Annotated in this window: 19 protein-coding genes; 7 read left to right on the top strand and 12 right to left on the bottom strand. The window is 48.8% G+C overall.

Going from position 1 to position 21,189, the window contains the following annotated elements; translation table 11 throughout:
• The first annotated feature begins 161 nt into the window (after positions 1 to 161).
• Entirely contained in the window at positions 162 to 824 is a 663-nt protein-coding gene (gene yrfG / locus Q4Q54_RS16425) for a GMP/IMP nucleotidase (protein WP_311899477.1), read from the top strand.
• A gap of 78 nt (positions 825 to 902) precedes the next feature.
• Here the strand turns inward: yrfG and Q4Q54_RS16420 are convergent, their stop codons facing one another.
• The 12 genes from Q4Q54_RS16420 to gspC form a co-directional block, all read right to left on the bottom strand.
• Complete coding sequence (locus tag Q4Q54_RS16420) at positions 903 to 1,664, bottom strand: type II secretion system protein N (RefSeq protein WP_006084937.1); 762 nt, start codon at positions 1,662 to 1,664, stop codon at positions 903 to 905.
• 14 nt (positions 1,665 to 1,678) lie between these two features.
• A complete protein-coding gene (locus Q4Q54_RS16415; RefSeq protein WP_311988997.1) occupies positions 1,679 to 2,155 on the bottom strand; it encodes a type II secretion system protein M in 477 nt (158 codons plus the stop codon).
• A 1-nt stretch (position 2,156) separates the two neighbouring features.
• Positions 2,157 to 3,344 (bottom strand): type II secretion system protein GspL, encoded by a 1,188-nt coding sequence (gspL, locus tag Q4Q54_RS16410; RefSeq protein WP_011848171.1) that lies wholly within the window; start codon positions 3,342 to 3,344, stop codon positions 2,157 to 2,159.
• A gap of 137 nt (positions 3,345 to 3,481) precedes the next feature.
• The gene (gene gspK, locus Q4Q54_RS16405; protein ID WP_006083641.1) at positions 3,482 to 4,480 is read right to left on the bottom strand and encodes a type II secretion system minor pseudopilin GspK; all 999 of its coding nucleotides are present in this window, start codon (positions 4,478 to 4,480) and stop codon (positions 3,482 to 3,484) included.
• On the bottom strand, positions 4,477 to 5,250 hold the full coding sequence (gspJ, locus tag Q4Q54_RS16400) for a type II secretion system minor pseudopilin GspJ (protein ID WP_063881980.1): 774 nt from the start codon (positions 5,248 to 5,250) through the stop codon (positions 4,477 to 4,479). The genes gspK and gspJ overlap by 4 nt, the downstream gene beginning before the upstream one ends.
• Positions 5,231 to 5,599, bottom strand: a complete 369-nt coding sequence (gspI, locus tag Q4Q54_RS16395) for a type II secretion system minor pseudopilin GspI (RefSeq protein WP_011982092.1) — start codon at positions 5,597 to 5,599, stop codon at positions 5,231 to 5,233. The genes gspJ and gspI overlap by 20 nt, the downstream gene beginning before the upstream one ends.
• Positions 5,586 to 6,149 (bottom strand): type II secretion system minor pseudopilin GspH, encoded by a 564-nt coding sequence (gene gspH / locus Q4Q54_RS16390; RefSeq protein ID WP_311989003.1) that lies wholly within the window; start codon positions 6,147 to 6,149, stop codon positions 5,586 to 5,588. The genes gspI and gspH overlap by 14 nt, the downstream gene beginning before the upstream one ends.
• Position 6,150: 1 nt before the next feature.
• Positions 6,151 to 6,585: a type II secretion system major pseudopilin GspG gene (gene gspG, locus Q4Q54_RS16385; protein WP_006083645.1), complete on the bottom strand. Its 435-nt coding sequence runs from the start codon at positions 6,583 to 6,585 to the stop codon at positions 6,151 to 6,153.
• Positions 6,586 to 6,648: 63 nt separating this feature from the next.
• Entirely contained in the window at positions 6,649 to 7,872 is a 1,224-nt protein-coding gene (gene gspF / locus Q4Q54_RS16380) for a type II secretion system inner membrane protein GspF (protein WP_006084929.1), read from the bottom strand.
• Positions 7,873 to 7,875: 3 nt separating this feature from the next.
• Positions 7,876 to 9,441, bottom strand: a complete 1,566-nt coding sequence (gene gspE / locus Q4Q54_RS16375; protein ID WP_311890573.1) for a type II secretion system ATPase GspE — start codon at positions 9,439 to 9,441, stop codon at positions 7,876 to 7,878.
• Entirely contained in the window at positions 9,434 to 11,551 is a 2,118-nt protein-coding gene (gspD, locus tag Q4Q54_RS16370) for a type II secretion system secretin GspD (RefSeq protein WP_311988996.1), read from the bottom strand. The genes gspE and gspD overlap by 8 nt, the downstream gene beginning before the upstream one ends.
• A 24-nt stretch (positions 11,552 to 11,575) precedes the next feature.
• The gene (gspC, locus tag Q4Q54_RS16365; RefSeq protein ID WP_220591670.1) at positions 11,576 to 12,505 is read right to left on the bottom strand and encodes a type II secretion system protein GspC; all 930 of its coding nucleotides are present in this window, start codon (positions 12,503 to 12,505) and stop codon (positions 11,576 to 11,578) included.
• A gap of 253 nt (positions 12,506 to 12,758) precedes the next feature.
• Between gspC and hslR the strand changes: the two genes are divergently transcribed.
• The 6 genes from hslR to Q4Q54_RS16335 all read left to right on the top strand — a co-directional run bounded on the left by hslR (position 12,759) and on the right by Q4Q54_RS16335 (position 21,189).
• Complete coding sequence (gene hslR, locus Q4Q54_RS16360) at positions 12,759 to 13,157, top strand: ribosome-associated heat shock protein Hsp15 (protein WP_107946231.1); 399 nt, start codon at positions 12,759 to 12,761, stop codon at positions 13,155 to 13,157.
• Positions 13,158 to 13,171: 14 nt separating this feature from the next.
• Positions 13,172 to 14,032 (top strand): Hsp33 family molecular chaperone HslO, encoded by an 861-nt coding sequence (gene hslO / locus Q4Q54_RS16355; RefSeq protein ID WP_311988995.1) that lies wholly within the window; start codon positions 13,172 to 13,174, stop codon positions 14,030 to 14,032.
• 212 nt (positions 14,033 to 14,244) lie between these two features.
• Entirely contained in the window at positions 14,245 to 15,786 is a 1,542-nt protein-coding gene (locus Q4Q54_RS16350; RefSeq protein ID WP_311988994.1) for a phosphoenolpyruvate carboxykinase, read from the top strand.
• 578 nt (positions 15,787 to 16,364) lie between these two features.
• Positions 16,365 to 17,615 (top strand): dicarboxylate/amino acid:cation symporter, encoded by a 1,251-nt coding sequence (locus Q4Q54_RS16345; protein WP_311890562.1) that lies wholly within the window; start codon positions 16,365 to 16,367, stop codon positions 17,613 to 17,615.
• Positions 17,616 to 17,882: 267 nt separating this feature from the next.
• Entirely contained in the window at positions 17,883 to 19,001 is a 1,119-nt protein-coding gene (locus tag Q4Q54_RS16340) for an FUSC family protein (protein ID WP_311988993.1), read from the top strand.
• 133 nt (positions 19,002 to 19,134) lie between these two features.
• The gene (locus Q4Q54_RS16335) at positions 19,135 to 21,189 is read left to right on the top strand and encodes a M14 family metallopeptidase (protein WP_311988992.1); all 2,055 of its coding nucleotides are present in this window, start codon (positions 19,135 to 19,137) and stop codon (positions 21,187 to 21,189) included.

Here is a 21,189-nt window from a genome sequence, read left to right as displayed (position 1 = left end):
CCGCTTAATTTTCAGACTAAAAATTATTAGTCATCCAAGACTAGCACAAAGATATGAGCATACAAGTTGCGTGAATAATCATAATGACAGCCTTTGAAAATCACCCTGCTCACGCGTCAATCGCAGGCGTTGTTCAGCATGCAAAGAATAGGAAATACCCAATGTTTAACTGGAAGACTATCGATACAGTTCTACTCGACATGGACGGCACGCTATTGGATTTGCACTTCGACAACCATTTTTGGCTGAGTTTAGTGCCGCAGGAATTAAGCAGGCAACGGGGTCTGAGCGAGGACGAAGCGCAGCAGTTAGTCGTAAATGCCTATGAAAAAGTCGTCGGCACACTCGATTGGTACTGTCTCGATTATTGGCAGGAGCAGCTACAACTCGACATTATGGGTTTGCATCGCACTTTGGTGGATCGCATTCAGCTACGTCAAGACAGCATGCCATTTTTAGCGGCCTTGGCCTCTGCAGGTAAACAGCGCATTCTGGTGACCAATGCCCACCCTAAGAGTCTTGCCTTAAAGCTTGAACATACCGAGCTGGCCGCAGGGCTCGATGCAATGATCTCCAGCCACGAGACGGGTTACCCTAAGGAACACCCACAATTCTGGCTCACCTTGTTTGAAAAGTTTCAACTTGAGCCGAGTCGCTGTCTCTTTATCGACGACAGCGAACCCATACTCAAGGCCGCTAAACTTGCCGGCGTTGGCCATCAGTTGGGGATTGCTAACCCAGACAGTAAAAAGCCAGTCAAAGTCTTTCAAGATTTCCCCGCGATTACCGACTATCACTCGCTACTCAAGGATCTAACACGATAAAAAGACAATAAAAAAGGCACCTAAGGTGCCTTCGTTTTCATTCATAGTGCAGATCTATCATCGCGCGCTGAAACAGCGCTATAGCCCAGGAATACGACCCTGATATACCACAGGGAAATAACCGTCGCTGCCGCGTTTACCTAGCATACCCAGTGACTTACGCATATCTTCTGGTTGCTCAGCCGTTTCTTTAATCTTAGCTGCTACTTTGACCATATTGCCTTCGTCTAACTGCAAAGTGCCGACGATACCGAGCTGGTTTTTGGCTTCATCTGTGGCTAATTGCGCTTTGCCATCAACGCAACTCAGGCCGAGTTCGATATTGCCTAGTGGATAGTTGCCAAACTGGTTTTTAACATTGGTTTGATTCAAAAACAGCTTACCAGACAACTGCTCGCACCAAGGTTTACCTTGCTCTAACGTCTCGACTAATAGGCTAACTTCACCGGAGATTTCGGTTTTAAAGGGCAGTTTTGCATTGCCGAGTAAAAAGCTATCTGGCGCTTCGAAACGTAAACCCTGCGCACTTAAGCCCCCCATGGACCAAGAGACTAATCCCTTAGCGCTGACAGGTGTGGCGCGGCTGCCCACTTGAAAATCAACTTTCACTTTACCTAACAACAAGGCCCAAGGGCTGAGATCCCAACGCACTTGTTCTAACTGGCGTTGCGGCATACTTAAGGTTTCTATGTTGCCAGACCAAATACTGCCGCTCACACCCGAAACACTGATATTTGCAGGTAATGGCGCTAACGCTATCGCAATCTTAGCGGGAAATAGAACGACTAAAAATACTAAATAAATCAGTACGCCTATGATGACTTTTTTTATCAAACTCACAGCTACACCTTAATTTATTGCGACAGTTGGATACGTCTAACTTTGACATAGCCAGGGGCGTCGGCCTCTGCCAAATCAACACTTTCGAGTGATAGTCCTTTTTTCTGCACTAACTCACTCAAATAACCCAACAAGGCATCAAAAGGAACATCATCCATCCACACTTGGATCTTATCGCCTTGGGGCTGCATACGAGTAATCACTAACCCATAATTGCCCGCAGTCTGGTTAACCACTGAGCTTAAACTGCCCGATATAGTCGGCTTAGCGCCGTTTTGCTTCAAACCCGCAATTTTATTCGCCGTTTGTTTTACATAGTTCAACGTCTGTTGCTGTGCAGTGAGGTTACGTAATGCATCGGCTTCGGCAGTGGCGATTGGCGTCCAAACACCCCAATAAAAAATACCTATGACTAAGAATACCGAACCAAAACCGACTAACTGCTGCTCGCGCGATGCAAGCCCTTGCCACCAAGTCCGCAAATTATCCATCTTATTTGCTCCTCAAGGTTAAGGTACTGGTGACTTGATCTTCACCACTATTCATAGTGCCGCCGTCGAGTTGGAAACGACGTCCAACGATCTCTTTAAACTTCTCGATTTGCGCGTAGTTTTTCGCACTCACTTGCATGCGGATCTCGTTACGCGCGCTTTCGAATCTTAAGCTATTAGGTTTAAGTTCAGGTACTTGCTTAAAGGCATCCTGCAAACCATCGAGCATGGCAAAAAACTCGGCGCCACTGCCCTGTCCTTGCAATGCGCGTAATTGACTTTCCATCTGCGAACGCAGGTTAACAATGCGCGAGTTTCCCGGCACCAGCTGCTGATAAATGGATTCGCTCTGGGCTTTAAGATCGGCAATCTGACCATTGACTTGATGTATGGTCAGCCCTTTATTCACTAAGGCCAGCACACAAGCGATGGCGATAACGATGGCAGCACTCTTCCACATCATCAACTGTTTGCTGTATTCACGCTTAGGCGTGTAAACGCCGCCCAGTAAGTTAACTGGCGCATGCAGAATACCGCGAGCTAACACTAACATAGGTAGCTCAAGTGACTGCGGCTTAAGCTCAACACCCTCGAGTTGCATGTCGGTATAACTGGCAACAGACACTTCGCCCTGTGCGGGCCTAAGTTGCTCCAGCGCAATCGGTAACCATGGCAAAGGTAAACTCTGGCCCGTGGCTAATCCGGTACGCAGTAAAAGTTCATTACCAAAATTCATTGCCGCCCATTGGCACTCTTGCAATGGTAAGGCTAAGCAGTCGGGTACGATGCGCTTCACTTTTAAACCCGCCTCGGTCAAACAACTCAGCCAAGTCTGCATTTGCTCATGGGCCACGGCGACCACGCTTAAGGCATCGCCATCACGCGGGCCGACGGTAAAATGCATGGCATCGACGTCCTCGGCTAAGGCTTCTTCGAGCATAAAGGGCAAGGCTTTCAAGGCTTGGCGTTGGCCTTTTTCGGGCAAATGTACGCTAGTGAGTGTCATTGCCGCGGCGGGCACTAACACATCGACGGGACGATTACCCGCACGCTCAGTTAAGGTCGACAAACCTTGGGCATTGGCGAGCTCGCCAGAGGCGATAATTTCCTGTTCTTGCTCAGACCAAACGAGCCAAGAGCATGCTTGCTCTGCTGTCCTGCCTAAGCGAATAAATAGCCGTTCACTCACAGTTTTTCTCCACCAGTCCCAGTCAAGAAAGCGTGACTGAGCTCGTTGCTATTATTTTTGGCCACCAGATTCTGCCGGGTGAGCACTTCCATTACTTCTGGCCACCAACATCAAACCCTGACGGGTGAGCACTGCCATTATTTTTGGCCACCAAACTGACGGGTGAGCACTTCCATTTTGTTGCCGCCGCCCTTTTTGAGCACGCTTTCCATTCTAAACACAGCGTTATCGACTTTCGCCCCCGAGGCCAACAGAAAATATTGGCTATCGATGACAAAACTCGACTTCATGGCACCTTCCCACTTGATCGAGCCCATAGATGAGCTTTCATAAAAATCTTCGATTTTGGCAAAGCCATCACCGGGGCGTTGGTTGATAATGCTTTCTGCTTCGCCGACCGAAATCTGATTATCGAGCATGCCAGCTAACAGTGCCGCTTGCTCAACTTCCACGGTATTGACGTTAAGCAATTGCCTGTCATTGCCTGGGATCACACAAACATAGGGCAAGAGTTTCAAATAGATATCTTGGGTGTATCCCATCACCGCACGTAACTCACTGCGATGATTCATCAGCGTATTGGCCGCACGGTAAGGCACATTACGCGATTCATATTCTGCATCTTCGGCGCCGTAGGGGCTGGCCGTCATGTCTTCGTCGATATAATCTTTTAAGGTCTGAGTCAGGCGATCCGCACTAAAGTCGTCCATCCCTAAACTCACCAACAAGGCCTTATATTGCTTCGCCGCCAACGGCAGCTTAGGTTGACCGTTTTCCACCTCTTTCGTGGTCGCCGACAAGGCGTTTAAATTAAAACAGGCGCGCATGTCAGTGATCTTGCCCGCGATTTCACCGTATTCCGCTGGAAACACTACATCGGCCATGGCCCAATATTGCTGCCTGTGGACTCGACCTTCAGAGTCATCTAAATCTTGTTTTAAAATCTTCTTCGCCAATTCTTCGGCGGAAATCGCATACCAATAAGCTTGATCGTACTGAGCCAAGTTTAAGGTTCGGCGCATGGACAACTGATTACGGCCAGTGATGTTTGTCGCGATGATCACCACCATAGCCACTATCAAGAGCACAACAATCAGTGCAACGCCGCGCTGTTTAGACCGAGATTGGGTTCTCATTCGCGGCCCTCGGCATCAGGATCACCGTCTCCGGTATCGCCAGAATCTGGGTCACCGGAACCATTGCCTGTTCCACTGCCATCGTCGTTTTTATCTTTGTTAGCATCGTCCGGATTTTCGTCTTTATTATCATCATCCTTAGACTTTTCAGGTGCGGCAGCACCTAGCGGTAACAAGAACTTACGTTGGATCTTGCCTAAGCCTTCAATCTCAATTTCCATGGCGATCGCTTTAGGCAACTTAGTCGCCTCGACTTTCCGCTCCCACTTGTCATCCATAAAGAAGGAATATTCCACCGACAACACTTTATCTATGACCACTGTCTTAATCGGCTCGGCACCAAATTCAGGCTCAGGATAAGGAAAATACCAACGCTCCAGTCGCCCTTCGTGCACCACATACGCCACAGACTGTAAGCTGCCCCGCGGTAATAAACCGTCGGGATTTAACCAACCTAAACGGTAAAACACTAAGGCTTCTGATTCCGAGTCTAAGATATCATTGCCCGTTTGGAAGACGGTCGAACCTCGACCCCCTTCGAGTAATCTGGGTGTACGCGCCACCATTTGGGCGAGATCCCGCTCAATCGCACCAAAGCCTTGCTGCAGGGCTTTAAGCCGAGTAGAGAAAGTGCGCGTCACTTCATCGTTAGTCAGCACAGTGCTGAGCACGGCATTAGACGCCAAACCTATCATGGCGAAAATCGCGATGGCGATCAGCATTTCTAGCAGGGTAAATCCCCGCTGCGCACTAGTCAGTTTTAAGGACATAACTGCTCACTTGTGCTGCAATACGCTGATAGCGTTCGTCTTCACTCACGCTTATACGGATCATGCGAAAATTATCGTCCGTGGTTTTCACCACTTCTTTACGCCAATACCAATCCTTTCCTGCGAGTTCGACTTGGCCTTCTTTTTTACCGATTTCAGGAAACTGCGGCTCAAGTCTGGCATCGACCATCTGATTATCGGCCACCCACTGTGCCAAAGTACGCGATTCCAGAATTGGCATGTTGGCCATCTGCTCACCCAAACTTTTAGTGATCGACACGGCCGCTATCGAAAACACGGCAAGGGCCACAATCACTTCGAGTAAGGTCATGCCCTTAACGCGTTTCATCGGGGCGCCCTATGGTTAATCTGCCCAGCGCATCGCCGACCACTAACGCTTCGGCCTGCTGACCTTTGTCAGTTTTGGCGATAAACGTCAGCTCAAAAGCGCTCATCTCGCCGCTCGGGAATAGCATGACCTGTGGCTCAGGATGTTTCTTCTTGTCATCGGCAGAGGGCTCAATTAGTGGTTCTTCAAACCAAGAATCGTCTTGTACCAAAGGCAAACCATCGAGCACTAAGTTCATCACGACACCCGGCTCCATCTGCTTTTCAGACAAGAGTCTGTCTTTATCCAAAGGCTCCCACTTACCGTCTTTATAAAAAACAAACTGATAACTGGTTTTCTCGATCACAATACCAATAAATTGGCCACTCAAAACGGTCTCATCGAGCACCATTTCAGTGGCAGCGATAAACTGCCGCGCCGTTCTATCTAAGGCCTGTTGTGGGCCCGAGTTACCGATAGACATAGTCACGGCCGCGGCCGTGAGTCCCATCAACAAGATCACTAGCATCACCTCCATTAAGGTGAAACCAGCGTGGCGCAGCTTTAGCATCTTATTGGAAATTCTGTAAATTCCAGTTACCGATGTCATCTTCGGTACCTGGTTGACCATCTGGGCCTGCTGTGAATATATCTAGCTTGCCGTTTTCACCTGGGCTGAGCAGCAAGTACTTATTGCGCCATGGATCTTCTGGCAGACGTTTTACATAACCATCTTCACGGTAGTTACGTGGCTCAGGTGAAATCGTTGGCTTTTGCACTAAGGCTTCTAAACCTTGCTCGGTCGTTGGGTAGATGCCGTTATCTAACTTGTACATATCTAAGGCATTTTCGAGCGCGACTATGTCAGATACCGCTTTTTGTTGGTCAGCTTTATCTTTGTTACCCATTAAGTTAGGGACCACCATAGAGGCTAAAATCCCTAAAATAACGATAACTACCATCACTTCGAGTAAGGTAAAACCTTGATGTTTCTTGTTCATTTGCATCGCCTACTTCTCCTAAAAAACCCTATGCCAATCGACTTGGTCATAATCCATAAATTCAAAAAATTAACCGCTAATCAAGTTATTCAAGGCTAAGATTGGCTGCAGAATCGCCATCACGATAAACAGCACCACACACGCCATACTCACCACCAGCATAGGTTCAAATACCCCTAACGCTATATTGACGTTGCCCTCGAATTCCCTGTCTTGGTTATCGGCGGCGCGTTCTAACATTTGCTCAAGCTGGCCACTCTTTTCGCCCGAGGCAATCATGTATAACATCATTGCCGGAAACAACTTAGTATTAGTCAGTGCCGCACCTAAGCTAGTTCCTTCACGCACCCGCGCAGTCGCATCATCCACTGCGGCCCGTACTCGCACATTCTGCAATACTTCACTGGCGATACGCATACCGTCGAGCAAAGGCACAGAGCTTGCGGATAAGATACTTAAGGTCCGTGCAAAACGTGCCGTATTTAAGCCCTTACTCACGCGGCCCACAACCGGCATGCTCAATAGAAAATTGTCGTACTTCATTCGAAACGCAGGCGACTTTAACATACGCCGAAAGAGTGCGAACAGCATCACGAGGGCGATGACGACAAACACACCGTAGTTTTGTACAAAGTCAGAGGCCGAAATCAAGAAGCGTGTCGAAGCCGGTAACTCGGCGCCCATGTGTTCAAACTGCCCGACCACCTTAGGTACAACCGCCGCCAGCAGGATGGAAATCACCCCAATCGCTACTGTGGTCAATACCGCAGGATAAATCATGGCTTGAGTCAGCTTAGATTTAAGCTGTTGGCGTCGCTCTGTGTAATCCGCCAGCCGATTAAGCACCACTTCTAAATGACCGGATTTTTCACCCGAGGCCACCATAGCACGGTATAAATCATCGAAAATATGCGGAAATTCGGCCAAGGAATCGGCCAGACTGTAACCTTCAACCACCCGTGAACGTACCGCCATGATCATACTCGCAAGGCGATCTTTCTCGCATTGCTGACCAACGGCTTTAAGGGATTCTTCAATCGGTAAACCCGCAGCCACTAAGGTCGCGATTTGACGGGTGATCAAGGCTAATTCAGCGACCGAGATACCCCGTTTGAAAAACGAAAAGCTGCTGCTCTTAGCTTTGGCTTCTTTTTCGGAAACAGGCAGAATTTCCAAGGGCATCATGCGCTGATCGCGCAACTGGCTACGGGCGTGTCTGGCGGTATCCGCCTCGATTACGCCCTTAAGCTGCTTTCCCTTGGCATCCAGTGCCTTATATTCAAATGCTGGCATAAATTACTCCTCGCGAGTCACACGTAGCACTTCTTCGAGAGTGGTGATGCCCGCGAGCACTTTGCTCATGCCATCGTGACGAATGCTCGGCACAAACTGACGGATATACTTTTCGATAGCTAACTCACCGCGGCCGCCATGGATCAATTCGCGGACATTGTCATCAACCAGCAATAATTCATGAATACCGGTTCGACCACGGTAGCCATTGTTACCACAGGACTTACAACCATTGGCGCGGAAGATACGTCTGTCGTCATCGGCCGCTATGCCCAGTAACTCACGCTCACGTGCATCGGGCACATGCTCAATTTTACATTTGGGACAAAGGGTACGGATCAAACGTTGCGCCAACACACCGAGCAAACTCGATGATACAAGGAATGGCTCAACGCCCATGTCTTGCAAACGCGTAATTGCGCCAGAGGCCGTGTTGGTATGCAGGGTTGAAATCACCATGTGACCAGTCAGTGATGCTTGCACCGCAATTTGCGCGGTTTCGAGGTCACGGATTTCACCTATCATCACCACATCGGGATCTTGACGCAAAATTGCGCGCAGACCTCGAGCGAAAGTCATGTCAGCCTTAATGTTAACTTGGGTTTGACCGATACCGTCTAGCTCGTATTCGATTGGGTCTTCGACAGTAAGTATGTTGGTGTCTTTTGAGTTGATCTCAGTCAGACCCGCATACAAGGTGGTACTTTTACCCGAACCCGTTGGGCCAGTGACCAGAATGATGCCGTGGGGGCGACGAATAAGATCTTCAAACTTAACCCGAATACTGTCGGTCATCCCCAATTGCTCTAAATCGAGGTTGCCAGTATTTTTATCCAGCAGACGCAGCACGACGCGCTCACCATGGCTCGATGGCATGGTCGATACCCGCACATCCACCGCACGACCAGCAATACGCAGGGAAATACGGCCATCCTGTGGTACACGTTTTTCGGCGATATCGAGGCGCGCCATCACCTTAATCCGCGACACTAACAGCGACGACAGCTTACGGTTTGGCTTAAGCACTTCCTTGAGCACACCATCGATACGGAAACGCACTATGAGCTGTTTCTCGTAGGTTTCGATGTGGATATCCGAGGCTTCTTCTTTAATCGCTTCAGATAACAAGGCATTAATCAGTTTGATGATAGGCGCGTCATCATCACCTTCGAGCAAGTCTTCGGTCTGCGGCAGTTCTTCGGCAAGGGTGAATAAATCCATCTCGTTGCCGATATCTTCCATCAACTGCTGCGCTTCAGACGAGTTCGCCTGATACGCTTGAGTGAGTTTGGCCTCAAACTTCGCGACTTCGAGCTTAACCAAAGGCAAATCAACACCCGAATAGCGCCGTGCTTCGAGCATGGCCGTTAACGGTGTTTTGCTGGTATAAAACAAGCTCAAGTCGCCCGTTTCACCCGGCGCGAGCACCACATCGTGGCGATGGGCGAAGGCAAAGGGTAAGCGCTCTTTACTGCTCGAACGAAACACCTCATCACCTTCAGCTTCCAGACCTAGCTCATTGGAGACTTGGCTGAGGTCATCGACTTGGGATAATTGTATTTCACTCATTGGTTTTATCTTTATTCTTGTTTTCTTCCAGTGACTTTAAAGTCGGATCTGTTTTACGCATCTGAGTATCTAGGCCTTTGCCCTCTTTGTAACGCTCTAAAATCGCGTTAACTTCTGGCGGCAAATACTCTGATTGATTCCATTCTTCCAACACAGGCACTTTTGTATTTGGCATTAAGTTAACGCCACGCTCTTGCTGCTCAAGTTGTAATGCTCTGAAATAGTTATATTTACGCCCAGCAATCCCTTCCATTGTGATGCCATCACGGATAATGGTTGGTTTGATGAAGATCATCAGGTTTTTCTTGGTCTTTTTGCTCGAAGAAGATTTAAATAAGTGGCCAATGATGGGGATATCACCCAAGAACGGTACTTTTTGTATGCTTTCTTGCACTTCTTCGTTGATCAAGCCACCCAGAACCACGATTTGCCCTGAGTCAGCCATAACAGTGGTGGTCAAACGGCGAGTCGCAAAGGAAATATCTACCCCTGTGTTACCGTTAACCCCTGACACTTCCTGCTCAATCGTCAGCTTAACCGCATTACCTTCGTTGATCTGCGGCACCACTTTCAGCTTAACCCCAACCTCTTTACGTTCAACGGTTTGGAATGGGTTACTGTTGCTCGAACTGGCGGTAGAGCCCGTCAGAATAGGCACTTCATCACCGACGATGAAAGACGCTTCTTGGTTATCTAAGGTGGTAATCGACGGTGTCGCCAGTACGTTTGAGTTAGTGTCACTCGACACGGCTTGAATTAAGGCACCAAAGTCGCCCATGGCCACGCCCCAAGCCATACCGTTCACTTTGCCTAAAGCTTGGGCAAGTAGTGTCACATCACCGCGCTTATCTGGGTTATCTGTACAGGTCTTATTATCACCTGAACCTGTACAGGTTTGAGAAGCTTTCTCAGTCTGAGCCGCCCAAACACCCGCACCGACTTCACCAATGGTCGGGCCTAAGTTATTAAACTGAGTCCCGCCACCCGATTTCGAGGCCCATTGCACCCCGAAGCCAACGTTATCGCCCTCAGCCACTTCCACGATAATCGCTTCAACTAACACTTGAGCACGGCGAATATCGAGCTGATTAATCACGCTCTCGATAGTGCGCATCTGATCGGGCTCGGCGCTGATCACTAAGGCATTGGTTTCTGTATGCGCCATGATATTGATTTCATTACGGCGTTTACCACCTGCAGCTTGAGCGCTTGGGTCTTTATCACCCTCTAATTTTTGGGCAAACCCTGTCAGCACTTCAACTAAATCTTCGGCCTTGGCATAACGTAAGTAACGCACCTTAGTGTTGCCGGTGCTGGCTTGCTCGGCATCGAGACGATGAATAAGCTCGACCACACGTTGGCGACTCTTTTCATCACCGCTAACAACCACAGCGTTGATGCGTTCGTCGGCAACCACTTTTGGCGCTTGGCCTGGCAATTGAGCTTGGTTAGCCGTGGCACGGTAAAGGGTATCGATAATTCGTACCATTTCACCGGCGGAGGCGAACTCTAACGGCACCACTTGTACTGAGGTGTCGCCCTGTTTATCTACGCGGCGGACAATTTCAACTAACTTGTTCACCACAGCAGCACGACCAGACAACATCAAGACGTTGGAGGGATCGTAGTTCACTACGTTACCGCCACCCGCGTTATCATTTAATTGGCGTAACAGCGGAGCTAATTGCTTGGCCTCAGTGTTATACAGCGCCACGATACGCGTGACCATCTCATCGCCTATCCCAGGTTCGGCATCATTAGCCACTCGGATTGCTGCAGTTTTGGCGTCTTTGTCTTTGATGACTTTGATGACGTTATTTTCCATCTCGACGATGGCATAACCGTAGACTTGTAAGACGTTGAGGAAGAACTGGTAATACTGTTCATCGTTCAGCAGATCATAACTGCGAACGTTGATTTTACCGCGGATCGTCGGGTCGACTATGATGGTCTTGTTCAAGTTTTTACCAACTATGTTGATAAACTCTTGAATATCCGTGCCCTTAAAGTTGGCCGCATACTGTTCAGACCAAGCGAATTGGGAGGAGAACATGGCTGCACCCGCAACAACCCCAGCAATCAGCTTGCGTCGAATCCTTTTGTTATTCATTCTTTTTCTTTCCTCTAACGCGTGTTATTGCGGCAAACTAAACATGATTTCAACCAATTGTCCTTCCCGCTCAACCATAATGGACACTTCGGTTAACTCGGGTAATTGGCTCATCATTTCTAACGCCTGACTCATTACGGTCAAGTCGTATCCATTAATCGATTTGGCTAAATCATTGGCTTTAAAACCCGCCTGCTTAAACAAATTGGCGTCTTTCCCTGGATTCAAACGATAACCTGCCACAGAATCACCTTGTCTCACGGGTGAAATGGCAATGTAATCGGTGATCTTACTGGGGTCGGCTAACAATTCGGTGCGGGATTCGGCGAGTTCTTGGGAGATTTCGGCATTTTTACGTTGATCGACACGGCTCACTGCCGAGTCCGCCTTATTGCTTTTAGCTTGTTGTAATTGCTGATTAGCAGGGCTTTGGCTGGTATAGACTAAGCCATCGAGCATTAAGGTCTCGTAACGGCCAGCGTTAGTGATGATGATACGGTCGGCATAGACTTCTTTGAGTGATGCAGAAGTGCCCTTGATCTTATCACCTAAACTGTAGGTTTCTTGGCTGCCGCTGGACTCAATAATCGCTAAGCCTTTTTGGTCGGCCGTCGATGCGACAACCCCAGTCAGCTGAATTGAAAGTGTAGTCTTAGGTGCGTCGGTCACAGTCTCAACGACTTCGACTTTAGGTTTATCAGATGTCGCATCCGCCTTACCAAAGAGTCCAAGCTGCTGCAGACCTGCGAGATCAACCTGACCGGCACCTTTGCCATTCACGCTTACGGGCGTTGGGGACCAAGCACTGGCAGATGAGTGAGTAGGCACTAATTTCCATGTAATTTGCGCAGCTAACAACATGATCACAATAAAGCCCAACCAGAAGACAATCCGGCTTAGGAGTTTATGGGGCATGCCAATGGCTTTTGCGATAACTTTATCTAATAAATCCATATTTTATGTGGACCCTCGATACAGGTCTCTGTTCTGATTATAATAATTAGGCAATAACCGCCTCATGCTAACCTAGGCTGCATTTGGCAACAAGCCCATAACAGCATTCAAATTGGCGAAAATAGGCCAATTATGCTAACTTTGCCCGCCACAAAAGGGTGTGAAGCACGCCACCCTTTAACATAATAGAAATGCACTTCACGCATTTTCTTACTCGGCATGTGAACTCATCGATCTTTTAGCTGGAGACACTATGACGCAAAGTCAAAGCGACAAAACAGACATTCGACTCGATAAGTGGCTTTGGGCTGCACGTTTCTATAAAACCCGTGCCATCGCCAAAGAAATGATTAACGGCGGCAAAGTACATTACAACGGCCAGCGCGCCAAATCTAGTAGGAATGCCGAGATAGGCGCCGTCCTTAAGATACGCCAAGGATATGACGATAAAGAGATCGTCATAAAAAAATTATCGCAATTACGCCAAAGTGGTGCGATTGCACAAGAATTGTACGAAGAAACCGCGACAAGTCTGGCTAAACGGGCCATTAATGCTGAGCAACGACGTCTCCACATGCTCAATAACCCGATACCCGATCAGAAACCAGATAAAAAGCAACGACGTCAGCTCATGCGCTTTAAAGACCTTTAACAGTGAGATACACGATGAACCAAGATACTTTACACCGCTACTTGTTCGACAATGCCGATGTGCGTGGTGAACTGGTGCAGTTACAAGACAGCTATCAACAAGTGATCAGCGCCCAAGAATATCCAGCCGTACTGCAAGTGCTGTTGGGTGAATTAATGGCGGCCACCTCGCTATTAACCGCGACATTAAAATTTAGCGGCGATATCAGCGTGCAGCTACAAGGCAACGGCCCTGTTTCTTTAGCGGTGATCAACGGTAACAATCTACAAGAGTTACGCGGTGTGGCTCGCTGGAATGCTGAACTTGCCAATGATGCTAGCCTTACCGATCTGTTCGGTCAGGGCTATATGGTCATCACCTTAACACCCGACGAAGGTGAGCGCTACCAAGGTGTGGTCGCACTGGACAAGCCAACACTTGCGGCCTGTGTTGAAGAATACTTCAATCAATCTGAACAGTTACCAACAGGCATTTGGTTATTTGCCGACGGCAAACAAGCGGCGGGCATGTTCCTACAAATTCTGCCAAGCCAGCAAGATCACAACGCCGACTTCGAACACTTGAGCCAACTAACGTCGACCATCAAGGCCGAAGAGTTATTCACTCTTGATGCAGAAAGCGTATTACATCGCCTCTATCATCAGGAAGAAGTGCGCCTATTCGATCCTATCGATGTGAGCTTTAAATGCACCTGTTCCCATGAACGCAGTGCCGGCGCGATCAAGACCTTAGATCAAGCTGAAATCGAAGCCATTCTCGCCGAAGACGGCAAGATCGAAATGGGCTGCGAATATTGCCACGCAAAATACATTTTTGATGCCATAGACGTAGCGGCATTATTTGCGAACGGTCAGACGTCAACGACCCAGCAATAATCGGTTAAACGGATCATCAAAGTTAAACAATATGGGCGCCCGATTCGGCGCCCATTTTTTATTCATCCCCACAATCCCCTCACACATTGCACTCGGCTTAGGCTACAATCGCCTCACTTTGTTACCTAGCAAAGCTTAGGTAATAAATAAAATAAAATCGACAGACGATCGATAACAAAAAATAACCTTACAAATCAAATGGAGACCTCACTATGGCGGATGGATTAAACCGCGTTCACTTTAACCCCTCAACAGCACAACTTGTCGAATTTGCCCTGCTACGCGGCGAAGGTGAATTGACAGCCAATGGCGCATTAGTCGCTAAAACAGGCGCTCGCAGTGGTCGCTCACCCGGCGATCGTTTTATCGTAAGAGAACCCAGTTCAGAAGCAGACATCGAATGGGGCCCAGTCAATCAAGCTTTCGACCCCGGTGCTTTTGAAGGTTTATGGGCGCGGGTAGAAGCTTACCTAGCCGATAAAGAACTGTTTGTATCTGACCTCGAAGTCGGTGCCGATACTGAGCATTACCAACCAGTACGTGTCACCACGCAATACGCTTGGCACCAACTGTTCGCCCGCAACCTTTTTATCATCCCAGAAGAATTTAACCGTAAAGACAAGCCAGTGTGGCAGATCATCAATGCCCCTGACTTTGTTTGCGATCCCGCGCGTGATGGCACTAACTCAGATGCAGCCGTGATTTTAAACTTCGCCGAACGTAAAGTGCTGCTAGCTGGCCTGAAATACGCTGGCGAAATGAAAAAGTCTATGTTTTCTGTACAAAACTTCCTGCTGCCAGCCCAAGGCGTGCTACCTATGCACTGCTCGGCTAACGTGGGTAAAGATGGCGACACTACGCTATTCTTCGGTTTATCTGGCACAGGTAAAACCACACTCTCTGCCGATCCAAAACGCTTCCTGATCGGTGACGATGAACACGGCTGGGCACCTGGCGGCGTATTCAATATTGAAGGCGGTTGCTACGCCAAATGTATCGACCTGAGCCAGAAGAATGAGCCTGTTATTTGGGATGCGATTCGTTTCGGTACTGTGCTCGAAAACGTCGTTATGGACGAACACCGCGTACCCAGCTACAAAGACAGCAGCCTAACGGAAAATACTCGCGCAGCGTATCCGCTGGAGCACATCGCCCAACGTAAAGAAGACAACTGCGGCGCCGAGCCACATGCGGTTGTGTTCTTAACCTGCGACGTGTCTGGCGTATTACCACCGGTTTCTATCCTGACCAAAGAACAAGCGGCATACCACTTCTTGTCTGGCTATACCGCTAAAGTGGGCTCGACTGAAATCGGCTCAACCTCGGCGATCCAATCGACCTTCTCAACCTGCTTCGGTGCACCTTTCTTCCCACGCCCTGCAGGCGTGTACGCAGAACTGTTAATGAAGCGCATTGAGTCATTCGGTAGCCAAGTGTACTTAGTTAACACTGGCTGGACTGGCGGCCCACACGGTGTGGGTAAACGTTTCGACATCCCTACGACGCGCGCCATCGTCGATGCGATTGTCAGCGGTGAGTTGAAAGATGTTGAAACCGTCCACTTAGACACGCTGAATCTGGCCGTGCCTGTGGCAGTCACAGGCGTAGACAGCAACTTACTCAATCCAATCAACACTTGGGGCGATAAAGCGCTATATGCTGAATACGCCCAAAAACTGGCCGAAGCTTTCACTAAGAACTTCGCTAAGTACCAAGTGTCAGATGCCATCCGTAACGCAGGCCCAAAGGCATAAGCGGTTAGCATTAAGCCATAGCCTTACTTGTAAAAAAGCGCCGCCCCAGCAATGAGTCGGCGCTTTTTATTGTCGTGCCAAAGGCAAATACTTAGTCTTGATGCTATTAAGATCCCACAGAGTCAATGCTGCACGACCATTTAAAGCTCAGCGACTCCCTCATTAAAGATGGATGGACGCTTAATATCTCCCAACGGCATCATTGCGACGGCAACTATATTGGTGGGCATCCGAATTAAATTTATATAGCAGATGTTGCAACAGCCCCAAAAATCACAATTCATCAATCTGGCAGCTAAAATTGCACCATTAAATAAACTTTATTCATTTTTAAGCCGGTAAATTTAAGTATTATTCATTTAATGTTAGCGTGATTTAGACTTTGGTTATTTTGAAACCAAGGTTGGTGATGTTTCACAATCCCCTGCTATGCAATTGTGGTACTTTAGCCGGACAAAAAAAGTGTCGGGCATTGGCTTTTAGCCTAGAGTAGGCCTTAATCACTAAGGTTTACGGCGTCTAGATTCAAATCGCCTATATGACACAAAATGCTGCGGCAACTGGGGAGTTTCGCAAGAATGAAAAGCAAGAGTTTATTAGGCAACATTGGTGTGCAAGTGGTTATTGCCATGATTATCGGCGCGCTAGTCGGTTTTATCATGGGCGAAAGTGCAAGCGTGTTTGCACCACTCGGAACCATTTTTATCCATTTAATCAAAATGCTAGTGATACCACTGGTGTTAGTTTCTATCATCAGCGGCGCAGCAAGCTTAGGCGATAGCCCATCGGCAGGTAAGATAGGCATTGGCACTTTTGGCTTCTTTATCGTGACATCAGGCATCGCCGTAGTACTGGCGTTGGTGATGGGCAATCTGTTCCAACCGGGCGCGGGGGTTGATTTCACGGCTCATAGCAGCCCAGATTTGATGGAAGTGACTAAGGAACACGGCGCATTGCCAGGGGTAATGGATACCTTTATCGGCATGATCCCAACCAATGTGTTCGAATCGCTGAACGGCGGTAACATCTTACAAATCTTAGTCTTTAGTATCTTCTTCGGTATCGCGCTGACTAAGGTTAAAGGCGATGGCGCTAAGCCAATTTTAGCCGCACTTAACACTGTTGTTGACGCCTTTGTGTGGATGATCAACTGCGTGATGATCATTGCGCCTATCGGTGTATTTGGTTTGATGGCCGATTCTGTCGGCACCTTCGGTTTCGATGCGTTAGAAGTCGTATTTAAGTTATTCGCCGTGTTTGTGGCCGCGATTCTGATTTACGGTTTTATCTTCTTCCCATTGGTGGTACAGCTCTTTTCAAGAGTGTCGGCGCGCCAGTTTATTTCGGCAATGAAGAAACCACAGGTGATGGCGTTATCGACCGCCTCGTCAATGGCGACGCTGCCGGTGAATATGGAAACCTGCGAGGAAGATCTTAAAGTCTCTAAAGCAACCACTGCCTTCGTGCTGCCGTTAGGCGCCACGATCAATATGAGCGGTAACGCGATTTATTATGGTTTAGTGGCCATGTTCTTCGCCCAAATGTATAACGTTGATCTATCGATGACAGCCTATGCGGCCATTATTTTCACCTCAACCTTAGGTGCAATTGGTCAAGCGGGTGTGCCAGGCCCATCCTTCTTAGTGGTGGCAGTGCTGTTAGCTGCAGGAATTCCTATCGATGGTTTACCTTTGCTGTTTGCGTTAGACAGGGTTTTTGACATGATCCGTACCGCACTCAATATCACTGGCGATGCGGCTTGTGCCTTGATCATGGATAAGTACACAGAAGTTGACGTTAAAGCGGATAGCGAGCGCAGCTTAAGCTAGCGAAACAGTCACTCAAGGCTTCAAATATCGGCTTGAATAGGCAAGGCTTATTCAAGCCTTTTTTATGCCCGCTGTTAGATATACCGAACTCTATCCTACTGATTTATTACCACTTAATTGAAATTAATGTGATCTTGGCGGCGCCTTGGACTAAGCTCAAACGGCGCTGCCTCGCAATTCGTATTTCTTTATCTGCCAAGCCACACGGGCGCGACGTCTTTCTGCGATAATAGTTTGGCTATCATCAGCCCAAAGGAGTGTTGCATTATGTCCGTATTTGCCCCTGCAAGCCCTTTTGCCGACTTTATCTATCGCCATTTCCGCGCCATTCATGCCCTTAAACTTGGCCTCGCCTTGCTGATTGCCGTCACCATTAATGCCATTTGGTCGCCGCCACATTTTATTTGGAGCATGGTGACGATCGTGATCATTATGATGAGCCTGCCACAGGTGGGTGGTGCGATTGAAAAGTCCCTGCAAAGGGCGGTAGGCACTTGTTTAGGTTCTGCTTATGGCGTGATGTTAGTCGCCACTATCGACAGTTATTGGCTGATTATGGGGCTACTGATCTTAGCCGTCAGCTTGATTTGTTTTATCTCGGCGGGGCGCTACAGCTATGCCTATTTGGTGGCGGGATTTACCATTATTATCGTGGTGGGCGATGCGAACCACGACACCTCAGAGGCGCTCTGGCGCACGGCGAATATTCTGCTCGGTTGTATTATTGCCATTCTGGTGTCGCTGTTTATCTTCCCGATTAAGGCCAAGCAGGACTGGCGCAGCCAACTCGCCAATGCCATCGACAGTATGGCCAAAGTGCTCACCCAACATTTACACGCTCCCGCTAACCATGATTTAGATTTTCGCGCCGAACTCGAAGCGGCCATGAAAGCGGTATTAACCCAAAAGAAGCTGTTTTTCTCCCTCGAGTGGGAAAGCCAAACCTTAAAAAAGCATAAAATACTGCTGGCGGAATTGGTCAATAAACAGGTTCGGCTGATCACCCTACTCGAATTGTTGCCTTTAAGTCGCTGGCAGGCGGCCGACAAAGAGGCATACCACCAAATCAATCGCGTCGCCGCCGAGCTTACCGCCCATCTTCAAAGGCTGAGTGAATTTGTCGCAGGTAAAACCGCATTTTTACCCACGCTGCCCACCGCCCTAGGGCAAGAGTTGCAACTCAGATTACAGCTCAGCTTGGCCGCTCAGACGCCGAATTCAGCCCCTTTAGCAAATGAAGTCGCGCAAGGATTTGCCCTCACGGGATACGGCTGGCTTATCTATCAACTCGCCATCGCCGTCGAAGCCCTCTACGCCGATATCGAGATTATCGAAATCGCCTATAGCGGACAAACCGTGTTACACAAAACTGCCAAGCGTTCATAAGCCGTTACCACGGGGAATCACAGCTAAAAATCACTCTCGCGAACCAAGATAACCCCTTGACCGCCCTTGCGTTAACGGGGCGTTTAATGAAAAGATACCGTCCTAATAAAAATTCGATATATGGACTTTTTTCATGCGCTTATTTTCCCTCTCCGTTATCGCCATTGCCTGCCTTTCTGCGGGCAGTCTCTACATTGTCGATGCTGTTGCCAACGAGGCAAAAACCTTAGCCAAAACAGCTCAAGCATCTGCTGAGTTGTCGGCCTCAACGCCAGTCGCTGCGGCGCAAACCGTCACCGACAAAACGCCAGTTGAAACCCCAGTAGCAACAGCGCCACAGGATGTGAATCCGGCTGCGAATACCCAAGCAACCGAACCCGCAGCGGATGTCGTAACCGATGCGGCCGCTGTAGCGCCAGAGCCCGCGCCTATCCCTGAGCGAGCCAACACCTTTGTCAACGATGCGATTTTACCGCCCAGCATCACTTGGCATGGCGCCAGCGAATCGCTCATGTTAAGTGTTGATAGCGAGTGGGCGACGCCGTTTGAGCAAAGTGGCGGTATTGAAAGTCCAAGCTACGATGCCACTATCGCTTGGCTCGACAAGCTGGCAGGTGAGACAGATAAATTACAAAAGGTTAGCTTAGGCAAGAGCCCACAGGGGCGCGATATTTGGATGTATATCGCCAGCAGTGAAGGCATTAATGAGTCGGCACGCCTCAAGCAAAACACTAAACCAACTGTGTTAGTGCAAGCGGGGATTCATGCCGGAGAAATCGACGGTAAAGATGCCGGCATGATGCTGCTACGCGACATTATTAAGGGTGATAAAAGCGCCCTGCTGGATAAAGCCAACCTCTTGTTTGTGCCTATGTTTAGTGTCGATGCCCATGAGCGCAGCGGCGAATTTAATCGAGTGAATCAACGTGGCCCTGTGAATATGGGCTGGCGCACTACCGCAAATAACCTCAACCTTAACCGTGATTATGCCAAGGCCGATACCTTAGAAATGCAGCACATGCTGCGCGCAATCAACGTGTGGCAGCCTGACTTGTATATCGACGTGCATGTCACCGACGGCATAGATTATCAATACGATGTCACCTTTGGTTATAACCTTGCCCAAGGGTTAAGCCCAGCCAGTTACCGCTGGCTCGAAAACAGCTACAGACCCGCAGTTGAAGCGGCATTAACCGAGCAAGGCCATATTCCCGGCCCGCTGATTTTTGCCGTGGATAACGCCGATATCACCAAAGGCATGTCGCTGTGGAATCCTAGCCCACGCTTCTCTAACGGTTATGGCGATGCGCGCCATTTACCGACTATTTTGATTGAAAACCACAGCTTAAAACCCTTTAAACAAAGAGTGCTCGGCACCTATGTGATGCTAGAGCAAACCCTCAAAACCGTGGGTGAACAGGCCACTAAACTGAAGAGTGCGATTCAGGAAGATAAGTACCGCGCTTCGCCGCTGATTACATTAACGTGGAAATCGGCACCGCTCGCAAAAGGTTGGGACTTTAAGGGCATCGACTATCAACTCGAAAAGAGCCCTATCAGTGGCACTGAGGTGGTGCGCTGGAACGGTCAACCTAAGCTGTATCCAAATCTGCCTGTGATCGCCGAGACAGTGCCAGATATTAAAGTCACTCGTCCGAGCGCTTACTATATTCCGGCGCAATGGACGCAAGTGATTGATCGCCTAAACATACACGGCATTCGCATGACGCGCCTGACCAAACCGACAGAGCTTAAATTACAGCAATACAAACTGAGTAATCCCGTGTTTAACACTAAGGATTTTGAGGGCCATCAAACGGTCAAAGCCGAGTCAGAGTTGACGAAAGTCAGCACCACTCTGCCCGCTGGCACCATTAAAATCAGCACAGATCAACCGCTGGGCGATCTGGCGATTTTACTGCTGGAGCCGCAATCGCCAGATTCTTTGCTGCAATGGGGTTTCTTTAATCCTATCTTCACCCGCACTGAATACATTGAAGATTATGCGGTTGAGCCGCTGGCGGCCAAGATGCTAAAAGATGATCCTAAGCTGCAGGCTGAGTTCGACAAGGCACTGACCAACGCCGAATTTGCCGCCGATCCCGAGGCACGCCTGCGCTGGTTCTATGAACGCAGCCCTTACTACGATAACCGCTACCTTAAGTATCCGGTTTACCGTAGTCGTTAA

It is taken from the genome of Shewanella sp. SP2S2-4 (assembly GCF_031932025.1).
GTDB lineage: Bacteria > Pseudomonadota > Gammaproteobacteria > Enterobacterales > Shewanellaceae > Shewanella > Shewanella baltica.
This window is presented reverse-complemented; position numbering and strand designations above follow the sequence as displayed.

Excerpts from the sequence above, each read along its gene's own strand:
- yrfG (WP_311899477.1), top strand. The coding sequence starts at position 162 with ATGTTTAACTGGAAGACTATCGATACAGTTCTACTCGACATGGACGGC.
- Q4Q54_RS16415 (WP_311988997.1), bottom strand. The coding sequence starts at position 2,155 with ATGGATAATTTGCGGACTTGGTGGCAAGGGCTTGCATCGCGCGAGCAG.
- gspK (WP_006083641.1), bottom strand. The coding sequence starts at position 4,480 with ATGAGAACCCAATCTCGGTCTAAACAGCGCGGCGTTGCACTGATTGTT.
- gspJ (WP_063881980.1), bottom strand. The coding sequence starts at position 5,250 with ATGTCCTTAAAACTGACTAGTGCGCAGCGGGGATTTACCCTGCTAGAA.
- gspI (WP_011982092.1), bottom strand. The coding sequence starts at position 5,599 with ATGAAACGCGTTAAGGGCATGACCTTACTCGAAGTGATTGTGGCCCTT.
- gspH (WP_311989003.1), bottom strand. The coding sequence starts at position 6,149 with ATGCTAAAGCTGCGCCACGCTGGTTTCACCTTAATGGAGGTGATGCTA.
- gspG (WP_006083645.1), bottom strand. The coding sequence starts at position 6,585 with ATGCAAATGAACAAGAAACATCAAGGTTTTACCTTACTCGAAGTGATG.
- gspF (WP_006084929.1), bottom strand. The coding sequence starts at position 7,872 with ATGCCAGCATTTGAATATAAGGCACTGGATGCCAAGGGAAAGCAGCTT.
- gspE (WP_311890573.1), bottom strand. The coding sequence starts at position 9,441 with ATGAGTGAAATACAATTATCCCAAGTCGATGACCTCAGCCAAGTCTCC.
- gspD (WP_311988996.1), bottom strand. The coding sequence starts at position 11,551 with ATGAATAACAAAAGGATTCGACGCAAGCTGATTGCTGGGGTTGTTGCG.
- gspC (WP_220591670.1), bottom strand. The coding sequence starts at position 12,505 with ATGGATTTATTAGATAAAGTTATCGCAAAAGCCATTGGCATGCCCCAT.
- hslR (WP_107946231.1), top strand. The coding sequence starts at position 12,759 with ATGACGCAAAGTCAAAGCGACAAAACAGACATTCGACTCGATAAGTGG.
- hslO (WP_311988995.1), top strand. The coding sequence starts at position 13,172 with ATGAACCAAGATACTTTACACCGCTACTTGTTCGACAATGCCGATGTG.
- Q4Q54_RS16350 (WP_311988994.1), top strand. The coding sequence starts at position 14,245 with ATGGCGGATGGATTAAACCGCGTTCACTTTAACCCCTCAACAGCACAA.
- Q4Q54_RS16345 (WP_311890562.1), top strand. The coding sequence starts at position 16,365 with ATGAAAAGCAAGAGTTTATTAGGCAACATTGGTGTGCAAGTGGTTATT.
- Q4Q54_RS16340 (WP_311988993.1), top strand. The coding sequence starts at position 17,883 with ATGTCCGTATTTGCCCCTGCAAGCCCTTTTGCCGACTTTATCTATCGC.
- Q4Q54_RS16335 (WP_311988992.1), top strand. The coding sequence starts at position 19,135 with ATGCGCTTATTTTCCCTCTCCGTTATCGCCATTGCCTGCCTTTCTGCG.